Origin of the sequence: Scytonema sp. HK-05, assembly GCF_963872035.1 — a bacterium.
GTDB lineage: Bacteria > Cyanobacteriota > Cyanobacteriia > Cyanobacteriales > Nostocaceae > Kalymmatonema.
Window position 1 is genome coordinate 1 of sequence record NZ_CAWMYC010000130.1, and the last position, 21,973, is coordinate 21,973.

The 21,973-nt window shown below is 43.3% G+C and carries 17 protein-coding genes and 1 tRNA gene; 4 read left to right on the forward strand and 14 right to left on the reverse strand.

Annotated elements, in window-relative coordinates:
- Nucleotides 1-35: 35 nt before the first annotated feature.
- The 3 genes from AACT52_RS28810 to AACT52_RS28820 form a co-directional block, all read right to left on the reverse strand.
- Nucleotides 36-488, reverse strand: a complete 453-nt coding sequence (locus AACT52_RS28810) for a hypothetical protein (RefSeq protein WP_073634251.1) — start codon at nucleotides 486-488, stop codon at nucleotides 36-38.
- 107 nt (nucleotides 489-595) lie between these two features.
- Nucleotides 596-970: a hypothetical protein gene (locus AACT52_RS28815; protein ID WP_073634252.1), complete on the reverse strand. Its 375-nt coding sequence runs from the start codon at nucleotides 968-970 to the stop codon at nucleotides 596-598.
- A 410-nt stretch (nucleotides 971-1,380) separates the two neighbouring features.
- Nucleotides 1,381-1,454, reverse strand: a tRNA-Val gene (locus tag AACT52_RS28820).
- 353 nt (nucleotides 1,455-1,807) lie between these two features.
- Between AACT52_RS28820 and AACT52_RS28825 the strand changes: the two genes are divergently transcribed.
- Entirely contained in the window at nucleotides 1,808-2,593 is a 786-nt protein-coding gene (locus tag AACT52_RS28825; protein ID WP_073634253.1) for an SDR family NAD(P)-dependent oxidoreductase, read from the forward strand.
- Between the two features lie 92 nt (nucleotides 2,594-2,685).
- On the opposite strand, the gene AACT52_RS28830 is transcribed toward AACT52_RS28825, so the two are convergent.
- From AACT52_RS28830 to AACT52_RS28860, 7 genes are all read right to left on the reverse strand, one after another.
- Nucleotides 2,686-3,465: a photosystem II S4 domain protein gene (locus AACT52_RS28830; protein ID WP_073634254.1), complete on the reverse strand. Its 780-nt coding sequence runs from the start codon at nucleotides 3,463-3,465 to the stop codon at nucleotides 2,686-2,688.
- Nucleotides 3,466-3,557: 92 nt separating this feature from the next.
- Nucleotides 3,558-4,064 (reverse strand): hypothetical protein, encoded by a 507-nt coding sequence (locus AACT52_RS28835; protein ID WP_073634255.1) that lies wholly within the window; start codon nucleotides 4,062-4,064, stop codon nucleotides 3,558-3,560.
- A gap of 240 nt (nucleotides 4,065-4,304) precedes the next feature.
- Nucleotides 4,305-4,682: a hypothetical protein gene (locus AACT52_RS28840; RefSeq protein WP_073634256.1), complete on the reverse strand. Its 378-nt coding sequence runs from the start codon at nucleotides 4,680-4,682 to the stop codon at nucleotides 4,305-4,307.
- Nucleotides 4,683-5,106: 424 nt separating this feature from the next.
- Nucleotides 5,107-7,257 carry a TolC family protein gene (locus tag AACT52_RS28845; RefSeq protein WP_073634257.1) on the reverse strand — a complete coding sequence of 717 codons (2,151 nt, stop codon included), beginning with the start codon at nucleotides 7,255-7,257 and terminating at the stop codon, nucleotides 5,107-5,109.
- Between the two features lie 71 nt (nucleotides 7,258-7,328).
- Nucleotides 7,329-8,891, reverse strand: a complete 1,563-nt coding sequence (kaiC, locus tag AACT52_RS28850; RefSeq protein ID WP_073634258.1) for a circadian clock protein KaiC — start codon at nucleotides 8,889-8,891, stop codon at nucleotides 7,329-7,331.
- Nucleotides 8,892-8,979: 88 nt separating this feature from the next.
- Nucleotides 8,980-9,303, reverse strand: a complete 324-nt coding sequence (gene kaiB, locus AACT52_RS28855) for a circadian clock protein KaiB (RefSeq protein WP_073634259.1) — start codon at nucleotides 9,301-9,303, stop codon at nucleotides 8,980-8,982.
- Between the two features lie 110 nt (nucleotides 9,304-9,413).
- Nucleotides 9,414-9,839 carry a phosphatase RsbU N-terminal domain-containing protein gene (locus tag AACT52_RS28860; RefSeq protein ID WP_442994238.1) on the reverse strand — a complete coding sequence of 142 codons (426 nt, stop codon included), beginning with the start codon at nucleotides 9,837-9,839 and terminating at the stop codon, nucleotides 9,414-9,416.
- Between the two features lie 1,059 nt (nucleotides 9,840-10,898).
- On the opposite strand from AACT52_RS28860, the gene AACT52_RS28865 reads away from it, so the two are divergent.
- The gene (locus tag AACT52_RS28865) at nucleotides 10,899-14,363 is read left to right on the forward strand and encodes an ATP-binding response regulator (protein ID WP_073634262.1); all 3,465 of its coding nucleotides are present in this window, start codon (nucleotides 10,899-10,901) and stop codon (nucleotides 14,361-14,363) included.
- 135 nt (nucleotides 14,364-14,498) lie between these two features.
- Here AACT52_RS28865 and AACT52_RS28870 read toward each other — a convergent pair whose 3' ends face one another.
- Together AACT52_RS28870 and AACT52_RS28875 are read right to left on the reverse strand one after the other, a co-directional pair.
- Entirely contained in the window at nucleotides 14,499-16,325 is a 1,827-nt protein-coding gene (locus AACT52_RS28870; RefSeq protein WP_073634263.1) for an ArnT family glycosyltransferase, read from the reverse strand.
- A gap of 481 nt (nucleotides 16,326-16,806) precedes the next feature.
- Nucleotides 16,807-17,415, reverse strand: coding sequence for a hypothetical protein (locus tag AACT52_RS28875; protein ID WP_073634264.1), 609 nt, complete (start codon nucleotides 17,413-17,415; stop codon nucleotides 16,807-16,809).
- Nucleotides 17,416-17,807: 392 nt separating this feature from the next.
- Between AACT52_RS28875 and AACT52_RS28880 the strand changes: the two genes are divergently transcribed.
- Both AACT52_RS28880 and AACT52_RS28885 read left to right on the forward strand, forming a co-directional pair.
- Nucleotides 17,808-18,140: a DUF565 domain-containing protein gene (locus tag AACT52_RS28880; RefSeq protein WP_073634265.1), complete on the forward strand. Its 333-nt coding sequence runs from the start codon at nucleotides 17,808-17,810 to the stop codon at nucleotides 18,138-18,140.
- 58 nt (nucleotides 18,141-18,198) lie between these two features.
- Nucleotides 18,199-19,017 (forward strand): glycerate kinase, encoded by an 819-nt coding sequence (locus tag AACT52_RS28885; protein ID WP_233154100.1) that lies wholly within the window; start codon nucleotides 18,199-18,201, stop codon nucleotides 19,015-19,017.
- A 318-nt stretch (nucleotides 19,018-19,335) separates the two neighbouring features.
- Here the strand turns inward: AACT52_RS28885 and AACT52_RS28890 are convergent, their stop codons facing one another.
- Nucleotides 19,336-19,980, reverse strand: a complete 645-nt coding sequence (locus AACT52_RS28890) for a hypothetical protein (RefSeq protein WP_073634266.1) — start codon at nucleotides 19,978-19,980, stop codon at nucleotides 19,336-19,338.
- A 465-nt stretch (nucleotides 19,981-20,445) separates the two neighbouring features.
- Nucleotides 20,446-21,903 carry a protein adenylyltransferase SelO gene (locus tag AACT52_RS28895; protein ID WP_073634267.1) on the reverse strand — a complete coding sequence of 486 codons (1,458 nt, stop codon included), beginning with the start codon at nucleotides 21,901-21,903 and terminating at the stop codon, nucleotides 20,446-20,448.
- Nucleotides 21,904-21,973: the final 70 nt, after the last annotated feature.

Genomic DNA, 21,973 nt, shown 5'->3' on the forward strand with positions numbered 1-21,973 from the left:
GTTCGTTTGTGGACTCTTCAAGAATCCCCCGGCTTTTAGCCGTGGGGAGTATCAAGTTCCTGTTCTAACCGCTCTGTTCCCCACAACAGTAGGTTCCCATTTTCATCCCACCAGCGCAACCAGTAGCCTGTCCGTTCTGCCTTAGTGCCGTACCATATCCCAAGATACAGATTCATTGAAGCAATCCAGTAGCGCCCATCTTCATCCGGTTGCACTTGATACAGACCTTCCACCAGTTGTCGCACCTCCACCGTACCTCCCTCTGGTTCAAAGATGACCGTAACACATATGCCTAGATTGGAGGCAATCAGTCGTTCCGGAGTGAAAAATCCGATGAACTCCAAGCTCTCGCGTAGGGCTGCAGCTAAGAGGGGCTGACTGGTATTCTCCACAGGTTCCTCTGATAAAGGATAATCCTCTGGGAGTTTCTCCCAACTTACCTGATAAATCAAATTGGGGACTCCAGACTGGACTTGAGCGACGACCATGCCTAAGACCTCAAATTCACCAATAAAATCAGTTCTTAGCTAAAAATTTAATAATTTAAGTATTATAGTAATCCTCTATTCAGCAGAGGGAATAAGCCCCAGATAGCTTAGGGTTTTGAAACATTCGTATATGACTTGCTATGACTTGAGGAGTTACGACTACTCGGTACAGAATTTACAATATTCCCAAGACCCTGTATCTTTTGCGTACTGTTAGAAACACGTGCTAAGGTCGTGGTATCACCGAAAGTCTTTCCATTGTGTGAATCAGAGTTATTGACAGGAGAAGTTTCTTGTGGCTTCTCTATAAAGTATGCTTCTTGTGGTGGAACCGATATAACTTCAACTTCTCCCTTTGGAACCGATTGAGCATTTGCCTGAGTGTAGGCTCCAAACGAAAGCGATAGCGCTAGTGAAACCAAACTAAATTTTACAAAGCTAAGAGCGTTGAATTTAACTTGAAGGGGTACACACTTGTTCATAGTAGTCTTTGTAAATCTTATTAAAGATAGAAATTAGCTGAAGTCTTGTGTTCCATTAAAACCAATCGCTAGGTAACTACACGGTCAGTTGCGGTCATTCCGGAATCGAACTTAAAAATTTCATCATCCGCGATTAAGTACCGTTGTGGTTACTACTAGGAATTATAGATTGACAAAAAACTTATTCTGTGATTCAAATCACAAAAGTAGCGTGTTCAAACGCAAAGCAAGATAGCGGTTGTTGTAGGACGGACATCTTCACCGATAGTCTAGGACGGTCGTCTCACCCATCCCATCAGACAATCACGTCTTTGACATCCTGCAACTTCCATGACCTTCTGGCTACTCTCCGATGATTGCTTGAATCGGCTTTTTGAGATAATAATCAATGTGTGACTCTACAGACCCAATGGACGTAACTGGATTCGAACCAGTGACCTCTACGATGTCAACGTAGCGCTCTAACCAACTGAGCTATACGTCCGCAACTTCACTACCATAACATAAGTTTAGCTCAATTGCCAACACTAAGTTACTGAAGTTGCCTGAAAGGGGTTTTAGGTCGAGATGGCACAGGTGCTGAAGGGTTTGGCGCGACAAGTTGTTGACTTTTTAGCAACGGCTTAATTCCAGAATTATTTTGGCTTTTCCTAGCAGAACATTAAAGAGCAAATTTTGAAATAAATATCACAACATAGTAAAATCTTTCAATGAAATTTAATATGTCTAAATACAGATGCAAGGAAATAGTTTGATATATTCCTTTAAATAGGGGAAAGTCCTTAAAAGGATTGATACAATCTGTGCAAGCTCTGAAAAATTATCCTAATAGGTAGAATGGCGACTGCTTTAATTACTGGTGCCTCTAGTGGTATAGGTAAAGCCTTTGCAGAGGAACTAGCCGCACGCAATACAAATCTTGTTTTAGTTGCTCGTTCAGGAGAAAAATTGAACGAGCTAGCAAAACATTTGCAAGAAAAATATAAAATTCAAGTAGATACAGTTGTTAAAGACCTCACAGAAATTGGCGCTAGTCATGCTGTATTTGATGCTGTCAAATCAAAGGGATTAACAATTGATTTGTTAATTAACAATGCTGGTTTTGCCTGCTATGGCGATTTTGCCGAAAGCGATGGAGAACGGCAAACCAAGATAGTGCAATTAAACATTCTTGCCTTAGTAGATTTAACTCATAAATTTTTGCAAGAAATGCGGCAACGTCGTTCTGGAAGCATAATTAATGTCTCCTCCCTGACCGCATTTCAACCAATGCCTTACATTTCTGTTTATGCTGCCAGTAAAGCGTTTATTGTCAGTTTTAGTCAGGCATTGTGGGCAGAAAATCGTCAATATGGCGTACGCGTTCTAGTGACTTGCCCAGGACCAGTTGAGACAAACTTCTTTACAGAAGCTAATTTCCCGCCAGCCCTTGCAGCTAGAACAAATAAGATATCGACTTCAAAAGATGTGGTACGCGAATCCTTAAAAGCTTTGGAAAGGGGAGATTCTATTGTTGTTATTGGTGGCTTAAGTACTCACCTCATCACCAAGTTATCCCCGTTTGTACCCCGCAAAACTCTACTTAGTATTTTGGAAAAGCAATTTAAGGCAAAAACAATTTAAGATATAGCGCCCTATTAATTTTGAATTTCTGTTAGGAAGTCGTGAAAGGAAAACAGTAAAAAGCCAAAAGATTGAATTTATCTTTTTACTTTTTACACATACCTGGTTAACTGCACGCGGTAGCGGTCTTTTTTAGTAACGGCGATTTCCCCAACTTCTAAACGTCCTTTACCACGAATAGCGATTAAGTCGCCTGTTTTGACTTGAGAACTTGCTTGAGTAATTTCCTTCCAGTTGACGCGAACATCACCACCATCAATTAACTCAACCATTTTGCTGCGAGACATCCCAAAACCAGCAGAGGCGATCGCATCCAACCGTAAAGAAGCTTCCACTGTGGTTAATTCTTTTTTCTTGGGTTCGCGCACCTTCAACTCGCTTAAATCAATGCGCTGGGTTTTCACGGGAACCGATCGCACCTGCTTGAGATTCATCTCTAAAAAGTCCGCCAACTCCGGCACGACAATTACCTGCGCCCCTCGTTCACCCAGTACAATAATATCCCCCGTCTTTTCGCGGACAATACCAGTTCCCAACATTGCGCCCAAAAAGTCGCGGTGAGTGGCGGTATCAAACAGAAAATTTCCGGCTATATCTAAGGCGGTAACGGCGACTTGAGATTGATCCAGAGGCATTTCGGAACGGGCGATCGCTATTCTTCTGCGTTCAGCCTGGGGATAGCCACCCCACACCACAAATTCCACCTCAGTCAGACGGCTGAACACCTGCTGAATTTCCAGCAACTCTGGAGGAGACAGAAAATCAGTCAAAACAACTTCCCAAGTTTTGATGGCTTGTTCAGCCTGGTCAATCACATGAGCTATACTATCTCGATTTTCAACACCTTTTAAAAGTTCTTCCCGTGGCAGCATTCTATGTAGTAGTTATGAGTTATGAATTAAAAGTCATTAGTCATTAGTCCTTAGTCCTTTGTAACTAATGACTAATGACTAATGACTAATGACTAACCAATAGTTGTATCAGCGTAACCTTGAAGATTTTCTGGCTTAAATTGACGCAACAGGCTGGTTGCTTGACGCGTAAGACTTTCAGAACCTTGAACGACAACCAAGTATTTACCAGCATTTAAGCGGTTGCGGTAAGGTAAAGCGTCACCACTCCCAAGCACTAAACCGACTCCACCACCAGCAAATACACTACCCATAGCGCCAGCACCAGCGCCCAACAGTCCGCCAATAATGGCATTGCCAACTTGACCTGCCCAAGGAAAAGTCTCCAAACCAGTCAGCAGGTTAAAAGTCACTCCACCGAAAAATCCAAACGGCACCAACCAAAAAGCCATAAGCTGCACTTGCTTCTTTGCTTGCTCGTTAGGGTCAATCAAGCCAAACTCATCAGCACTTTTATAACCTCTACCTAATATTGTAGCTTCTATGCCTTCTTTCTCTAAGGCTACGTAAACAGCTTCTGCTTGGATGCGGTCTGGTAAAACGGCAACAAGGTAATTCATTGATGTTAAAACTGAGTTCTGATAAGGGTTAGGATCTTATAAATGTCAAATAAATGTCAAATCAAACTGCGCTCATCAAATCCAGATTATCAGCAAAAAGCCCATAGTGTTAATTTTCCTTTACATCTTTATTTTTTGGTTTATTCTTTATTAATACAAAGGATTGCTGCTGACTTTTTTAGCTAAATGTAAGGGTTTGCGTGAGCAGTATCTGCCTTGTGAGGTTGGTGTGCAAGTACATTATTGTACTAAGTCAAGAGGTTCGCAAAAATTATTCACACCTTTTTTTAAAACATATATTAAAACTGGCGTTGCTAACATATTAGGAAACGTCGGCATTGTCTTGAGGTGTTCCATCATCCCCTTAACTGAACCGTTAAGTAAATCATCCCGAAAATCTTGTTGACAAATGACGGCACGCCATTTTCGAGCTAAAGCATCCAACCACTCTGAATTCGCTATTTCTGGTTCTTGTCCTGCCCGAATCGCTAAAGTCATTGCTGCATCTTCTAAATCCCCCTCACATTCCTCAATGATGTCGAGTGCTTCCATAGCTGTGAAGTCATCTGCGACTTGAGAGCGAAACTTTGCAATTTCTTTTGCCGTAACTTCTGTCATCAGTTTGTGTTCTATTTAGCCCTTGAAGTATATCTCTATGCTAGGATATTCCAATTTTGATTGATAGAATCAACAATTTGCTGATAGGTGTAGAAACTACAAGAAAAGTACGGGAGCGTGAGAGCCAGATGGCTTTAGCCTCCGAACGGGTCGCTCCATCTAGACACATATCGCTCACGCGAGACTTTGCGCGTTCGGCTTCCCGTAAAGCCCCTTGGGCTTCCCGTACACGCCCAGAGGGCGTGTACAAGGGAGAGTAGGGTAGAGTAGGATTTTAATCCCCCTCATGACATGGATAACTAGCAACTTGGGTTAGTACTCTGCGATGATATGGATCAGGAGCAGAGTACTTTCCAAAATAAGATGAAAGTCTACAGTCTATGGTTCATCATCCGCTGTGAATGAGTAATGATTAATGACTAATTTAGGGTAATCCCCTTGAGGTGACATTTCGTTGTAAAGTAGCCAGAGCGCGGTTGTAATTTAAGATTGCCTGGACTCGTTGACCCTCAGAATTTGTCAAGGCATTTTCCGCGTCAATGACTTCAGTTTGAGTGCCTACGCCTGCTTGGAATCGCAACCGCGCCAAACGCAAAGCCTCTCTAGACTGTTCAACAGCAGCATTTGCAGTTTGAACGTTCTCCAAATTGGATTGCAATTGAGAATAGGCTTGTTCTACGTCAAAGCGGATTTGGTTGCGCTGGTTGCCAAATTGATTTTCAGCAATCCGAATATTAGTTCTGGCTTGATCTGCTGCAGCTCTTGCTGCTCCTCCATCGAACAAAAGCAGGTTGGCTTGAACTCCCAACGAATAGTTATCAGTAGTGCTTCTACTATCGTCAAACTGATCCTGCACCTGGTAGTTGCCAACCAATCTCACTTGAGGACCGAGCTGCCCAAGCGCCTGCCGTCGCTGTTGCTCAAAAATGTTGCGTTGCACCAAATTCTGTTGCAGTTCCGGACGGTTTTGAAAAGCTAACACAATAGTTTGTTCCAGCGGAATATTCCATAGACCTGCTAATCTCACTGGGTCTGCCGTAGTTACATCAATCGACTGCGGCAAACTCAACGTTTGCGCTAATCGACGACGGTTAATTCGCTGCTGTGAGATTGCATTTACCAGCTGTTGTTGGAAATTTGCTAATTGAACCTGAGCCTGTAGAACATTGAACCGAGTACTCACACCAGCTCTTTCTAAAGCTTGTGCATCTCGCAAACTCGCCTGAGCATTTGTCACAGCAGACTGGGCAATACGTACTTGTTCATCTGCTTGTTGCAGGTCGTAGTATTGACTGGTGACATTTAGGCGGATCTCCTCAGATTGACGTTCAACATCCAACTCAGCCGAACGCAGCTGTTCCTCAGCTTGTCGGATACTGGCTGTCCTTTGTCCAGAGGTGTAGAGATCATAATTCAGTTGCGCGGTACCAGAGAAATTTGTCGTAGAGGATACATCTTGAGTTTGGCCTAGGAAATTCTGTGTTTGTTGATTTGAGAAAGCTGGTCCACTACGAGTTAGGCTAGTACTAAGACTGGCATTAGGTAACAAAGCAGCTTGCTGCTGCCGTACGGCAGATCGATTGCGTTCTACAGTCAGTAACGCTACCTGTAAATCTCGATTGTTTTGCCGTGCTAGCTCTAGAGCCTGTGCCAAAGTAATCGGCTGAGTTCCCTGAATCCTCACTTCTTCTGGTTTGGTAGGAAACTGTAAGGAATTTGGGTTGGCTCTGAGGTAATCAGGAGTTGGCACGGAACCTGCTGGTGCAGGAGTTGTTGGTGCAGGAGTCGTTGGCGCAGGAGTCGTTGGTGCAGGAGTGGAGGAACCTGCTTGAGCTACCTGATTTCTCGTGGCATTTTGTTGCCCACAGGTGGACGACCTAAGGAGCACAGAAGCAGAACGACCAACCTTACCTTTACCTTTCCCCTGTAGTTGCGGGCACAACTCCACCTGTTCCAATAGCTTGGCTACTTCTACTGTGCTGCGTGTTGAAGTTGCTGACACTTTTGGTAACCCAGAATCAGGGTTTTTGTTTTGTGTAGCAGGCTGCTCAGAAGAAGCAGGCGTATTTTGTTGGACAGAGGAAGCGGCGCTTGAGATAGTATAATTAGAAACAATTGTATTTTCTGATTCCTGAGCAGCAATTGTTGGCTGATTCTCTTTTTGCGTGCTAGTAGCAGAACGAATCTTATTTATCAACTGGCTTTGCTTTGAGTTAGGCTTCAAGCTTAAAAGCACACCTTGAACCTTACCCGCCACTTTTTTTATCGGCACACCAGTTTTTCCAGTCAGTACGACCCCGACACTGCTACTACCTACAGAATTTAGACGAGCTGCCATAACACCAACAGTAGATAGGGCTGGCGCTGGAAAACTGTTGTCAACAGTAGGAGCCAGAGAATGTGTGTTGATGTTGAGTGCTGCCGAGGTTTCCTCGTAGGTAGAAGTCAAGGCACTGGGTGAGGCAGCAAGCCTGACTCCAGTTACTTTGACAGTCTCAGCCCAAGCAGGCTGAGTTGTTAACACTGCTGCTGTTACACCAGGTAACAAGCTACTGAATATTAGCTGTCCTTTCACCGCATCCCCTCACACGAAAATAAAGCGGCAGAAACCGTTTTCTCACCAGAGAATATATCACGATGCCAAGTTTAGGAATCGGAACTCTGTTTGTCTTGAAATCCTCTGACAATGCGAGACAGTTCCGCCTTCTCATCGATAGTAACGCGCGTAGGAGCACCACTGACAATCCGTTCATAGTTGCGGAAAGAATCTTTAATTTCGGGACCATCAGCCGTAATATTATACTCGCGGATACCCTTGTCATGCCATGAACCGCGCATTTTAAATACGTTGATTGCCCGCGACATTTCTCCACGAATTTCTACATACTGTAACATCAAAATTGTGTCAGTAATCGTAGAAATATGGGAGTCTGTAATCGAATGCGACCCCATAAATTGGTCTGTTGTATTGGTAAAAAAGCCTGTAATTTCTTCTTGCTTAGCGTAACCCGTAACACCAATGACAAATTGCCGGAATGCATTGTTGCTTACACCTCTTGCTAGTGCTGAAAGAGAGTCAATAGCAATACGAGATGGTTTAAATTCAGCTATTTCTGACTTAATAATTTGTAGGTGGTCTTCTAAACCAGTTGATTCAGGATATGTACAAATTATTTTTAGCAAACCTTGACGTTCTAAATCCTCAAAATCAATTCCCCATGAGGAAGCGTTGCGAGATAGTTGAGCGCGTGATTCCTCATAGGCAAATAATATCGACCGTTCCCCGTGGAAACAACCAGTTTGCAGAAACTTGCTCACCAACAGAGTTTTCCCAGTACCAGTTGCTCCTGTTGCTAAAATAATCGAATCTTTGAAGAAACCACCGCCGCACATTTGATCTAAGGTTTTCACGCCAGAAGAGACCCTGACATTTGAAGACCGTTGAGTTAAGCGCATTGCTCCCAATGGAAAAATGTTAATCCCTTGATTGGTAATTGTAAAAGGATATTCACCTTTCATATGTGTTGTACCGCGCAGTTTGAGTATTTCAATTGTGCGACGGCGACGTTCTCCTTCTAAAACATTACGGACGATCGCCACATTATCGGAAACAAATTCTTCTACCCCATAACAGGCAACAGGTCCGTATTCTTCCGTGCGCTCTGTGGTTATAATAGTCGTGACACTTAGTTGTTTGAGACGCGCTACCAGACGAAATATTTCTCGCCGCACGACTCCTCCAGCTTCATACTGTTGAAAGACTGCTGTGACTGAGTCAATAGAAACACGTTTTGCTTTATACTTACGAATAGCATATTGCAGGCGCTCAATCAGGGCAGAAAGGTCAAAGTTGCCCACAACATCTTGCCCCTCTGGGTCGGGAGAAGCATCGAGTATAAATAATTTTCCTTCACTAATCAGGCGCGGTAAATCCCAACCAAAAATACCAGCATTTTTAATAATATCACTGGGAGATTCTTCAAATGTAACAAAGACTCCTGGCTCATCAAAGTAGGTAATACCGTTGTAAAGAAATTGCAGAGAAAATAAAGTTTTGCCAGTTCCAGATGTACCGCTGAATAAAGTCGTTCTTCCTACAGGTAACCCTCCATGACTAATATCGTCAAACCCCTCTATCATTGTCCGAATTTTTTCTACACCTGTATATGTCGGTGTTTGATTTTGTTCTAAATTTTCTTTATCATTCATTGCTAACGCTTACAAATCGGGATGAAACCCAGTTATTTTATTAATAAAGTATATTATCTCTGTGGTCTGTATTGTTTGGTTATATAGTCTACTCTTCAAATTGTTCTTGCTCATCTTCACTGAGTTCTTCATAAAGCAAATCCAATCCAATTAACACTCTTTCTCTATCTGAAAGGTCTCCAATAATTTTCCGAACGGGTGGAGGCAAAATTTTAGATAATGTCGGTGTTGCTAATATCTTATCTTCTTCTGCCAGCTGTGGGCTTTTCAGTACATCAATAACTTTCAAAGCATAAACGCCTTGAAACTCTTGTTCTAGAATATTTTTGAGTATTTTTAATGCCCGTACTGAGTTTGCAGTGTTGCCTGCTACATAAAGCTTGAGAACATAGGTCTTTCTTGGTTGATTCATAAAAGGTACAGGCTATAAGTAAAGACAGAACGAGCTATATGCTATCTTCTTGGTGAATTCAAAGGGCGACTTCCACCAACAAAGCCAACCGAACTTTGATTTACGTGATTCTATTTAGGAATCGAACAACGATAAAGTTCACATAAGTGAGCTAGTATATCAATCAATGTCAGACGGTAATCAAGTAAGGCTTCATCGCTCCGTCCTTCCAATTTTAGCTGCTGGGAAAACTCGTCAATAAGTTCCATGTGAATTTCGATGATTTGGGGCACAGGAATATTACCATAAAATACTGCATGGATAAATTTATCAATTTTCTCTTTCAGTGTTTTGTCTGTGGTGATAAAGTAATTTATGAGAATTTGACGGTAGTCTGATTTGAGTTGTTGCAACAATGCCTGTTGTTCGGCTCTCGTCGTCATTTGTTGAAAAAACTGGTGGGATTCTAGCTTGTGCCATTTAACAGCATAAGAACAATTAAAGCTTAATACTTTATTTAGATTTTTTTGCAGCCAATTGAGTAAATACTGAAAAATTGGTACTTGTGGTGGCTACCTGCCAAAGCAGGCACCGGGCAAGAGTGACATCAGTCACGGCGCACATCCACCCGAGTAACCTTTGTTCAATAGTTAAAGCCAATTGAGTAGCCCAAAATGGTCTACAATATTGCTGGGGAATGTCTATGGGTAATAACATTTGTTTTGATACATCTAGTTGCTCACCCTACCAAAAGTTTTCAAAGGTTATGACAAGAGCAAACATTTCCATAGTAGATAATAAGTGCGGAGCATTCTTCGCGCTCTTTACCCAAAGGACTTGCTCTATGTCAACAAATAGTGCTAAATAATTAACAACCTGTTGCCACGGAGTTGTAAAACTTATTGGGTGGTAGAGGAAGCGTTCACGTTCAGAAACGGAAATGAGGATGACTTAGTCGTGAACTCCACTTTCGCTGCCTTCCAAGTAAAGCCCAGAAAAGGACTAACTCATTGGAGTTAGTGGTGTAGCTGAGATACAAGTGGACATTTGCCACCCTAACTCACAGTGAAGTGCTGTAGTAGTTAGTTCGTAATTTGCTTGCTTCATATCTATCTAAATACAGATTTCCTTACTTTGCTCCTCAATAAGATACTTAAACGAAGATAAATGATTGTCGCATTATAAATCATTATAATTCCTAAAGGTTCTAGAGCGAATCTTTGGAGCCATAATTGTTGTAGCTGTCGCTATCGATTATAAGTTTCAACACTCTTGTTAACACTGGTGTTGACGCCCGTAATATGCGAAGGGCGGCTTTCCCGCTTTCTTAGAAGAGCTTCTTCAAAGATTGGTGGCCTTTGAGAAGTTTGGAGATTCCTCCAAACTGCTAGGCGGCAAAGGGAAATGCCCTACTTTAACCACTCTTGCTGACAAAGAATTTGTCAGGAACAAAGAAGCTCTTTGTCTCTAAGGCGTTCAATTTATGACAAAAATGTTAGACTCAGTCTTCTTAGAGGATATAGCTTCATACCCAAACACCGAAAGCTTAATAGGCAGTTAGCTGGTGGTGCCGGAAGTAAACCGCGTAAGAAGGACGACCTCATCGCCATATGTCAATGCTAAAGTACCCGTTATATGAATTTATAGCAACCGTACCCAACTGCGTAGAAACGACTACTGTGGCAGTTGTGCTGGAGATTTTTCAACAACAGCAGTGCGATCGCCTAGCAGTCTTGGATAAGCAAAAATGCCTGTTAGGATTAATTTACTCTGCCCGTTTATTACCACAATTACTTACAGCAGTGGAAGGCGAAGATCCTTCTAAGTTTTTAGACTTACAGCAAAGACTCTCGACACTGGATCAAAGCTTAATTGAACCTATACAGACAATACCAGCTTCTTTCAATGTGGAGCAATTTAGTTCGTTTTTGCGTTTTCAAAAGACCCAGGCAAACACGAATTTAGATTGGGCATTGATTGACTTGGATGGCAAATTTTTGGGGCTTGTGGATAGCCCGCGTCTGTTGGGGTTTTTGAGAGAGCAAAAATTGGAAACTGAGACTTCTAAGCGGACTAGGCGCACAAATTCAAGGAAAACGCTTCACAAGTCTTCTGCAAAATTTTTAAGTAATATCACTGAAGCAGAGAAAGAAAAAAATACTATAAATAAAAGTTACGCACCTGAGCAAAGACGAGAATGTAAGCCACTGGTGGAGTTATTAGAACGGCTACCTTGGCCATTGATGTTACAAACAGGCAATGGCGAAGTGGTAACGCAAAATCCGGCTTGGTGGCAGCAATTGGGAGCATTGAAAGATCCAGAAGGAATTAAGCGACAGGTAGAAGCGATTTTGGCAAATGCTCCACCCAAGAAATTAGAATATGCCACTCAAACGCCAACCAAAGTTTATTCCTTTGGCAGCAATGAGCATTTTGGTGAAGAAAATTCTTTGTCAGCTATGAACGAAGTGATGCCTCAAAAAGGTGTGTCACCTCGGTCAACATTGGGGACTCCTCGCACTCTTCAAGTGCAAGAACAATCTTTAGAGGAACCTGGATTAAATCGCTGCTTTTTGGATAGCCAGTTAGGGACTTGTACTTGTATAGTAGAAGTGCAAAATGGTCAGGAGCGAGTTTGGCAGTTTGCCAAAATTCCCTTAGACAGCCCTGATTTAAAAGCCCTGAGTACTGATTTTAAAACACTGTCCACTCAAAATTCAGCACTCAGTAGTGATTTGTGGCTGATGCTAGCGACGGATGTCACCGAACAGCAGCAGCTTTGTAAAGAACTAGCCGCGAAAAATGCCGATTTAATTCAACTCAATCGGTTAAAGGATGAGTTTTTAGCTTGTATCAGTCATGAACTCAAAACTCCTCTAACTGCCGTTTTGGGATTATCACGGTTACTGGTGGATCAGCAATTGGGAGAATTAAACGAGCGTCAAGCCCGTTATGCAGGACTGATTCATCAAAGTGGACGCCACCTAATGAGCGTGGTCAATGATATTTTGGATTTGACCCGTATGGAAACGGGACAAATGGAGTTGACGCTCACCAACGTCAACATTCAAGCTGTGTGCGATCGCGCTGTCTCTGAGGCAAAGGCGATTCATACCCAAAGTAGCAGAGCTTCATTAAAATCCCAAGCTGAAAGTACGCCTGCACAAGAACACCAATTTAGCCTCTCAATTGAACCTGGCTTAGACCAGATTATGGCGGATGACTTGCGGATGCGCCAGATGCTGGTACACCTGCTTTCTAATGCCTTCAAATTTACTGAAACAGGTGGTGAAATCGGGCTGCGCGTCAGTCGTTGGGAAGGTTGGATTGCGTTTACAGTTTGGGATACAGGCATTGGTATTGCCGAACACCAGCAGCATTTAATCTTTCAGAAATTCCAACAACTGGAAAATCCCCTCACCCGCCAGCATGAAGGAACAGGTTTGGGGCTTGTATTAACTAGAGCTTTGGCTCGTCTCCACGGTGGCGATGTCAGCTTCTTGTCGCGTGAAGGTAAGGGTAGCCAGTTTACACTACTCCTACCTCCCAGTCCTCCTAAAGAAGTGGGGCGATTGGGAGATGAGGAGATAGAAAGAAATTCTTTTTCGCCCCCTCACTCCAACCCTACCCTACCCTTAGGCAAGTCCCCGGAGGCTGTACGGGAAACTCGTTCTAGATCTAGGGGAAGCGATCGCCCTCCCGTCGTCTACGCCCCGTCATCACCCCATCACCCGACATCTTCTAAATCGTTAGTGCTGGTTGTGGAGGCAGTTGCTCGGTATATTGAAGATTTGACCGAACAATTGACAGGTTTAGGTTATCGGGTCGTGATTGCTCGCTCAGGATGTGAAGCAGTAGAAAAAGCTCGGCGCTTGCAACCTAAAGCTATTTTCCTCAATCCCTTGCTTCCTTTGCTGTCGGGTTGGGATGTCCTAACCTTACTTAAATCCGATGGCGCAACTCGTCACATACCCGTGATTGTGACAGCAACAGGAGCTGAAAAAGAGCAAGCATTTGCCAACCGAGCAGATGGTTTCTTGAGCTTACCAGTGCAGCATCAAGTCTTAACACCGCTGGTAGAAAGTCTGTGTGCTCCACCAGAAGCAAAGCAGCAAAAATCAGATGATGGAGAAATTCACCGCAATAACACACCACTGAAAATTTTGAGGTTGGTCAATGCTGGGTGTGAATCTCTGACATCGCAACCGTTACTTCAACAGCACCGAGTCATAGAAGTGGATGACCTGGATCAGGCAGAACTGCTGGCTCGCGTTTGGCAGTTTGATGTCGTTTTGCTGGATACAGAAATGCCAGCAGCCGAAGCTTTACTAAAACAACTCAGTCAACACCCCCGTTTGGCAGATCTGCCGCTTGTCACCTGTAATGTCTCAACTACACAGACTGCTTCTCGGATACCAAAGCTCTCTGTGTTCCCTTGCTTAACGCCATTGGGCGCAGATAAGTTTCATAATGCTGAGAAAACAGAAGCTTTATTGTCAGTTTTGCAAATTGCATCTGGTGCATGCTGCCCACCCAGCATCTTAGTGGTGGATTTAGCGATCCTGCCGGATTTACCAGAGGCAAGACACAAGCACGTGAGGAGTTATCGGACAGAAAAAAACTCCTCATTGAGTAGCCACATTGCTGGTGAGAATGCTTTGTGTCCCTTGACGATTTCTCGTGGTTCTGAATGGTTCCAAGCTTTGATTCAGTACCTGCAAACAGCAGGCTTGAAAGCATCTATGAGTCGGTCTTGGGCAGAACTGCTACAGCAAATTCGTCACCAAAGTGTTGACTTACTGCTGATTTGCTTAGGAGATCCCATCCAAAAAGAAGTTTACTCAGCCCTGAAAACGTTAGGACAGCTGCCTTTCAACTTACCACCAGTTTTGCTCCTCGACCAACGATTAAATCCTTATGAGGTTGAAGATGAGCAACCTGACATTTCCCCAAAGGGCACAGATGAAAAATTGGAGTCGATAGAAGCTGTGGTGAGTACTATTGCCTCGCAAATTTTACCCCGCTCTATATCAATGGAGGACTTGCTAAATGAGGTTAATAAAGCTTTAAAGGGTGATTAGTGAATTGTTAGTTGTAGAGACGCGCTGTTTGAAGCGTCTCTACATTTGTTGGTTGTTGGTTGTTAGTTGTAAAAAAATACTACCCACTATCCAAATTCCACTATCCACTACCTACTACCCAAATTCCACGACCCACTACCCATTTTTAAAAGGAACTCGAATCAGTTCATAAGCACCACTGGTGCCTAAATTTTCATAATCGCTACGCTTTAAGCCCATTTCAGGAAACTTTTTCGGCTGGGCAAGAACTAGCACTGAGGCAGGTTGCGCTTTCTTTGCCGCTTTGTCTTGAATATATTTTCCAGCAACCGAAGAAACTTTCACATAAGTGACCGGACGACGAGTATAAAAAACTACTGTAGGCTTTTTGAAGCCCACCATAACCAGTTCTTCACTAGGTTTTTGTGCTTGCACTGCGATCGCAGATAATTCCCGTAAAGGTAGCTGGCGTTCCTGATCGATCAAAAACAAACAAGGTGTGAGGACAAAAACCATAAACGCCGCAAACCCCAACACATTCACCATTAACACAGGCTGGTAACGACGACGCACAAGTAAAGCCGCCAGCACCACAGCACAAAGCAGCCAAATCACACCTCCCAATACAGTTAAACCTGACTGTTCAATCAATTGGTGAAAGTTGGGTGCAGCCGGATCTTTTATTAACTGAGGAACGTAAAACATTGCCACCGCCAGTGCTGATAACAACGCTACATTCACCCAGCCTGTAAAGAGGAGGGGAGTTCGGGAAGACGTGGAGACAGGAAATGCCCCCATGTCAGCGTTCGCGCTAGCGTCTCCAAACGAGAAGTTTCGCTTGTCTTTAATGATGTCGCTCCACAGCAGTGCTACCAAAATAGCTGCTGCTGGCATTAGGGGCAATACGTAGCTTGGGAGTTTGGTTACAGCAATGGTGAAAAAGCCAAAGATAGTAATAAACCAGAAAAAGGCAAATAAACCAAGTTGGCTAGAGCGTTCTTGCGATCGCCAGTAGTTTCGCTGCCAAAACTTCAGCCTTGCCATTGCCAAAGGCAAATATACCGAATATGGTGCAAAGCCCAGCAACACTATAATAAAGTAAAAATACCAAGGGGCTGAGTGGCTATTGACTACGCTTGTAAATCGTTCAACATTGTGATATCCAAAAAACGAGTTAATATAATTTTCGCCATTGCGCCAAATAACCAGCACATACCAAGGTAATGATAAGCATAGGGTAATAAGCAAACCTGTAACGGGACGCATTTCCCGCAAAACTTCTTTTGCTTTTCCCACATAAAGCAAAAATATAGCGATAATCAGCGCAGGTAAGACAATTCCCACTGGTCCTTTGGTTAAAATCGCACCAGCAATGAGGATATAAAAAGCTAAATACCACCGTGCTTTCACTTGCGATTGTGAGGGTTGGGCATACCCGAGAAAAAAGCACAACAACGCTGAGTCCATGCACCCAACCAGCAGCATATCCGAAACACCCGCTCTCCCCCAGACAATCATTTCTGGATTGAGTGCCATGATAGCTGCTCCCAAAGCAGCGGTTAACCAGCGTCGAGTCGGGCGAACTTTTTGCTCAAGGTAGTCTTCTTTTGCCAAATACCACTGTATAGTGTATAATGCCAAACTTATCAATCCGAGGGCAGCAAGCGCCGAAGGCAAACGTACTGCCCATTCGTTGACTCCAAAAATTGAGTAGGCGATCGCCTGACACCAGTAAATTAAGGCAGGTTTATCGAAACGAGTTTCGCCATTGAAGAACGGAGTGATCCAATCACCTGTAACTAACATTTGGCGCGAGGCTTCGGCAAACAGTGGCTCTGTCTCATCAATTAAGCCGAGACTGCCCAAATGCCAAAAGAAGGCAACCCCACTGATCAAAACTAACCATAAAATCGACAGAGCCACAGCGAGGGCTGGACGCTTGCTTATATTGTTAAACCATCCGTCAAAAGCGCGATTAGCCATTAGTCATTAGTCATCAGTCATTGTAGAGACGCGCCATGGCGCGTCTGTACTAGTTATGATTTATTATTCAAGACTACAAAAGTCAATAGTCTCAATACTAAATTAATCAAGATGACTTTAGCTCAGCTTCTTGGTTCCTGCTGTTCCAAATCAGGCACTAAAGACTTTAAGAAGAACGCAGAACGCAGAACGCAGTAGTCAGAATATCCCCACGGATGGAATCCGGGGGATTTAATTACGCAAAGCTTTCTTGGTCTCCACCGAAGTTGCGGAGGGCCTTATACCAATACTCTCCCTGCACAGTAGGAACTTATACCGACCAACCCCTGAGAGTTTTTTATTCTAAGTTCTGACAACTGTGTTCTGAGTTCTTTCCTGCTAAAGCAACTATCCCTCCCCACCTTGCTTCACTTCGTGACGCTGCTTTGAACGCGCCTATGTGCCGTATCTCGCGCAAAGAACGATGACTCATGACTAAGAACTAAGGAATAAGGATGAGTTGCCATTCTTTCTTTTGGGAATTCCAACTTGGAGAGGAAGTTTCCCCAACAACATATGGACCCCAGTAGCGGCGGGAACCATCTTGTGCAAAGGCAACTAAAATATCTCCCTTCTCCAGTTCTAACTTACCATTAGGCAAAGCTAGAATCAGCCCCTTGTCATGACCTTCTTTAGGAGCAAAATCCCAATGTGCTGGGACGGCATCTTTAATTTGTCCAGAGGAACCTTTGCCTAAAGAGCGCCGTGACAGTAAGGCAAGGCGCACGGGTTGATTGGTTTGGTTGCTCATCCGTAAAGTTCCTTGATTCACTGCTTTCCCACCTGAGCCCTGACGATATGTGATAACGCTATTGTTGTCCCCACTGCTGCTTTCTACTCGTTGACTTTTTGGTGTGGGCATTGAATTGGAGACAGTGGAGACAGATGACGCCGTACTCTGTTCCTGATGTGTCTGAGCAGGCGGTAGAGAAGATGTTTCTAGTTCTGTTGACTCAAAGGATACACTCGTCTGACGGCATCCCATTGGTAGAAAAAGCAGTCCCAATGAATAAGCTACCAGAACAGTGTGTTCATACACTGACGGCTTCATGGTAATATATATTACTTATAAGAATTTATTGTTTGGGCTAGACCAAGTCGCAGCTTTGTTGTGGTAAGAGCAACAAGGAAGAAAGTTGTCCACCAAAGGCTCTTTGGGAGCTAGTGCGTGAAATATATCATGTATAGCTCTTTGAGCAAAACAGCAATGCTGCTGCTCTTAATGAAGAAAAGTATATATTTTGTATTGTTGCTGAAAATCCGAAAGATACCCACAATACTATTTAAGCAAGCTTACGCTAGACCAGATATCCTCTATGTAGGAATATATCATGATTCCTTGACTTTGCTTTCAAATCGGGTAGGGGAGTTCCTCCAACGTACAAGCGCAGGGCGCTGCGCCTCAACTTCCACGCACCCCTAATCATTTCGGAAGTCCCATTCATGCAAAACACACGTCTAAACAACCTATTCAATGCCATTGCATTGCGCTTAAGGCTATGGTTTTTTAATCCTTGGCGGCGGTTTTCGGTTCTAATAATTAGTTTTTTGTTCGGTTTTTTTCTGGGAAGCGCAGTTGCGACTACGGCGGGACAAACTGCTGAATGGGACATTTTTGTCGCTGCGACGTTAGTGGCGTTGACAGAATTCGGCAGCAGAATATTTTATGGTCGTAGCATACGAGAGCGACAAGCGCTTTGGGTAGAATGTCTCAATATCCTCAAAGTTGGTCTGACTTACAGCTTGTTTTTGGAAGCGTTCAAGCTGGGTTCTTGAACAGAGATGAGGGGACGCAAAACAAAGAGAATAACTAATGACTAATGACCAATGACTAATGACTAATAATGATTTGTGGCTATCTTTGGCAAGACAACTTGCATCTTATCGCCAACAGTTGGGGCGTCCCTTCATACAAGGTATTTTAGGAGGACAAGGCACCGGCAAAACGACACTGTGCGGCAATCTCTGCTTCATTCTCAAGCAGTTGGGATACCACACCCTCAGTGTATCTTTGGATGACTTGTATAAAACCTATAATGAGCGCTTGGCATTAAAACAAAAAGACCCGCGCTTCATTTGGCGTGGTCCCCCAGGAACACACGATGTAGAACTGGGTTTAACTGTACTTAACCAAATTCGCGAGTGCAAAAATCCAGTAGCAGTTCCCCGCTTTGATAAATCTCTCCACGGGGGTGCTGGTGATAGAACGACTCCGGAAATTGTAGAGAATGTGGATATTGTCTTGTTTGAAGGTTGGTTTGTGGGTGTGCGACCAATTGAGCCTGCTGCATTTGACACCCCACCGCCGCCAATTCTCACAGATGAGGATAAGGCGTTTGCCCGTGAGATGAATAGCAAACTCAGCGACTATCTACCACTGTGGGAGCAGTTGGATAGCTTAATTTTGCTGTATCCCAAAGATTACCGCCTTTCCTTAGAATGGCGCAAACAAGCGGAACGGCAAATGATTGCTGCTGGCAAATCAGGAATGAGCGAAAAAGAGGTGGAGCAATTTGTCAATTATTTTTGGGGTTCTCTGCACCCAGAATTGTTCATCAGTCCGTTGGTCAAATCTCCTACGTTTGTTGATTTAGTGATTGAGGTTAATTCTGACCACTCGTTTGGTGCAGTCTATCGACCAAAAGATATTTAGATTGCATCCCGTCTGTTTAATTGACCATAAAAAGGACCCCACCCCCAACCCCTCCCCGCAAGCACCGGAGGGGAGACTTTGACGTAAGTCAAAGGCGGGGTGGGGTTCAGAGGCAACTAACGGGACTTAGGCGAAGTTGACATTACAGGAGATATAGCAATCCTAAATCATAAGCCCTACGGGCACGCACTCGCGTATGCCTACGGCAGGCACTCGCGAACGTGAACAACAAGATTCCCGACTTCGCCAAAGTTGTCGGGAATCTGAGCCAATGGATTTTCACAAATCAAATAGGATTGCTATAGCAAGTCATTTATTTCAACTTGCCACTGGCTTTTTATAGAAAGCAAATGTGTGCTTGTATTCAGTATTTGGTACTAAATATTCGCAAGTGGGAAAAGGCTCAAAGACATAGGGTTTAAATTTTTGCAAATTTTCACACTCGGTAGTCACAGGAAAAGGTGTGTACTGAGGAACATTATTCCAACCAAAGACTAAAATACCTCCTTCACGGAGAGCATTAAAGCATTGGTTAAATGACTCTTCAGTATCCCCCTTGGTGTTGATTCCGTGCCCAAATACCCCATTGTAAATAATCACATCAAAATAACCACTTTCGATGTGAAGGCTTAAGTTCTGAAGAGCATCTACGATATGTCTTTCACCAGCATACTTCTTTCTCCATTCCTCAATTTCTATTGTCCAGTATTCCTTGTTTCGGAATAATTTTCTGTAGGGTTTGGTGTACCAATCGCACCCAACAAAAAGTATTTTGTGATATTCAGAACGAGAAATAAAGTAAGGAATAATCACATCTTCTAATACCAGGCGATCAGGAGAATTAAGATACAAATCAAATCCGCGAAACCGACCTACTGAAAGTTGATAGAAAAAATAGTTAATTCTACCGACAAGCTTATGAGCCAACACAGACGGGTTCCAAATCGCCTTTGTTTGTGCCATTATCTTCCAAATTTTCTAGGGTGTTAAGGTAGTGCAGGAGAAAAATTATCTCAGCAACTGAGATTGTAAAGTTCTGATATTTTTGTTTCTTTAAGATGATATTTTTGTTTCTTTAAGAATCGTTTAATAGCGATTTAACAATGAAATATAAATACAACGTTGAATAAGAATTCAGAATTCAGAATGAATCATATCAAGCCCGGTTAATTAGTTATTATTCGGTGCATCTTTGCAAAAAGAGTGAAAATCCTCTCCCCTGCACCGAGTGCAGTCTTAATGAGAAGTCTTTAACCGGACACGATATCAGTGGGGGATTTAGACCCGCCACTGATTGGAAAGCACCAAATCTATGCCTTATACAAAAGTGTTGGGCACTGTAACGTCTTAAATAAGTAGGGTGCGTTCCACTACGTTAACGCACCCTACTTATTTGATAAGCACCAATTGTGCAAACAGTTCATCTCGCTAACTTCCAGACTGAATGCGCTTAATTAACTCATAAAAAGGTTGCCAATTATCTTCTTGAGCAATCGGTTCCCAAATTGATTCAATCACTGGTCTGAGTATCACAGTTTTGGGATTGTAACGAGCTAGAGTTTGGGCAATGATGTTTGTTTGCTCAGGGTCAAAATTATTTAACATCTTATGGTATAATATACACCAATTATCAAAAATTTCTGATGCCCCTGATGCTGGTAGAATATCTGAATCTGCCATAATCAAGCCTGGTTCATCTCGCCATTTCAATGAAAAGGTGCGAGCCATCTCGTAAAAGAACTCGTGATAACCAACTTTGCTATTTAGCAAAAATTGAATCGTTAGGTTTAACAGTTCATCGGCTTCTGGATGTGACAACTGCTCAAAACCCAACTTCTTCAACATCATAGAACGGTATTCGTTCTGATAATGCTCATCAAATCTCGCTAATCCAGGCTGCATATCTGCTTGCTCAATAACAGCTTTGAGTGCCTCCTGGAGTATTTCTAAGTTCCACTTACAAATACTAGGTTGATGAGTATAAGAATAGCGCCCATAATAATCGAAATACGCAGCGGTAAAGTAGGGGTCGTAACTGGGAATGAACGCATAAGGACCGTAGTCAAAACTCTCCCCTGTAATTGACATATTGTCTGTGTTTAGCACTGCGTGACAGAAACCAGCTGCCATCCATTGCGCTACCAGTTCTGCTGTCCGTTTGACTAAATCTGCGTAAAATAGAGCGTACTTATCTTTTTCGCCGATGAGATGTCGATAATACTGCTCAATGACATGGTCTAATAGCTTTTGGGTCAAATCCGGACGTCGTAAATAGTGCAGTCGTTCAAAAGTGCCAAATCGAATGTGCGATCGGTTCATCCTGACAATGACTGAGGAACGGGTGGGAGAAGGTTCATCACCCCGCCAAAGGGATAAGCCTGTTTCAATCATGGTCAAACAGCGTGAAGTACGTACACCCAAGTGGTGTAACATTTCCGCAGCAATAACTTCCCGTACTCCGCCCTTGAGTGTCAGCATACCATCGCCACCACGCGAGTAAGGAGTTTTACCGGAACCTTTAGTGCCCAAGTCATACAGTTCGCCATCAGTACCGCGTACTTGTCCGTAGAGAAAGCCCCTACCATCACCTAAAAAAGGGTTATATTCACCAAATTGATAACCGTGGTAACGCAGCGCCAAAAGCGGTTTTCGTCCCTCAAATTTGCCAAAGGCACAGATAAAGTCTTCGTCTTTTACTAATTGCGGATCGAGTCCTAGCCGGGGCAGGATTGCATCGTTGCGCCAGCGTAGGATATGTTGGGAAAATTCTGCTGCGGCAACTTCATCATAGTACTCGTCACCTAGAGATTCAATAGCTCTTTCGTAGTTGAGATTGAGAAAAGGATTGGTAGAATTCGTGTTGTTTACAGTTTCAGCCAAAGTCATTACTTTTTTCCGAGTTATCCAAAATTGTTGTAGAGTTTAGTCCTGTTGCGATTTCAATCCTTGAATTCGA

What these genes read in the sequence shown, in the direction of transcription:
- AACT52_RS28885 (WP_233154100.1), top strand. Translation starts at nt 18,199, where the DNA reads ATGACTAATAATGATTTGTGGCTATCTTTGGCAAGACAACTTGCATCT.
- AACT52_RS28815 (WP_073634252.1), bottom strand. Translation starts at nt 970, where the DNA reads ATGAACAAGTGTGTACCCCTTCAAGTTAAATTCAACGCTCTTAGCTTT.
- AACT52_RS28865 (WP_073634262.1), top strand. Translation starts at nt 10,899, where the DNA reads ATGCTAAAGTACCCGTTATATGAATTTATAGCAACCGTACCCAACTGC.
- AACT52_RS28830 (WP_073634254.1), bottom strand. Translation starts at nt 3,465, where the DNA reads ATGCTGCCACGGGAAGAACTTTTAAAAGGTGTTGAAAATCGAGATAGT.
- AACT52_RS28895 (WP_073634267.1), bottom strand. Translation starts at nt 21,903, where the DNA reads ATGACTTTGGCTGAAACTGTAAACAACACGAATTCTACCAATCCTTTT.
- AACT52_RS28810 (WP_073634251.1), bottom strand. Translation starts at nt 488, where the DNA reads ATGGTCGTCGCTCAAGTCCAGTCTGGAGTCCCCAATTTGATTTATCAG.
- AACT52_RS28825 (WP_073634253.1), top strand. Translation starts at nt 1,808, where the DNA reads ATGGCGACTGCTTTAATTACTGGTGCCTCTAGTGGTATAGGTAAAGCC.
- kaiC (WP_073634258.1), bottom strand. Translation starts at nt 8,891, where the DNA reads ATGAATGATAAAGAAAATTTAGAACAAAATCAAACACCGACATATACA.
- AACT52_RS28880 (WP_073634265.1), top strand. Translation starts at nt 17,808, where the DNA reads ATGCAAAACACACGTCTAAACAACCTATTCAATGCCATTGCATTGCGC.
- AACT52_RS28875 (WP_073634264.1), bottom strand. Translation starts at nt 17,415, where the DNA reads ATGAAGCCGTCAGTGTATGAACACACTGTTCTGGTAGCTTATTCATTG.
- AACT52_RS28890 (WP_073634266.1), bottom strand. Translation starts at nt 19,980, where the DNA reads ATGGCACAAACAAAGGCGATTTGGAACCCGTCTGTGTTGGCTCATAAG.
- AACT52_RS28870 (WP_073634263.1), bottom strand. Translation starts at nt 16,325, where the DNA reads ATGGCTAATCGCGCTTTTGACGGATGGTTTAACAATATAAGCAAGCGT.
- AACT52_RS28840 (WP_073634256.1), bottom strand. Translation starts at nt 4,682, where the DNA reads ATGACAGAAGTTACGGCAAAAGAAATTGCAAAGTTTCGCTCTCAAGTC.
- kaiB (WP_073634259.1), bottom strand. Translation starts at nt 9,303, where the DNA reads ATGAATCAACCAAGAAAGACCTATGTTCTCAAGCTTTATGTAGCAGGC.
- AACT52_RS28835 (WP_073634255.1), bottom strand. Translation starts at nt 4,064, where the DNA reads ATGAATTACCTTGTTGCCGTTTTACCAGACCGCATCCAAGCAGAAGCT.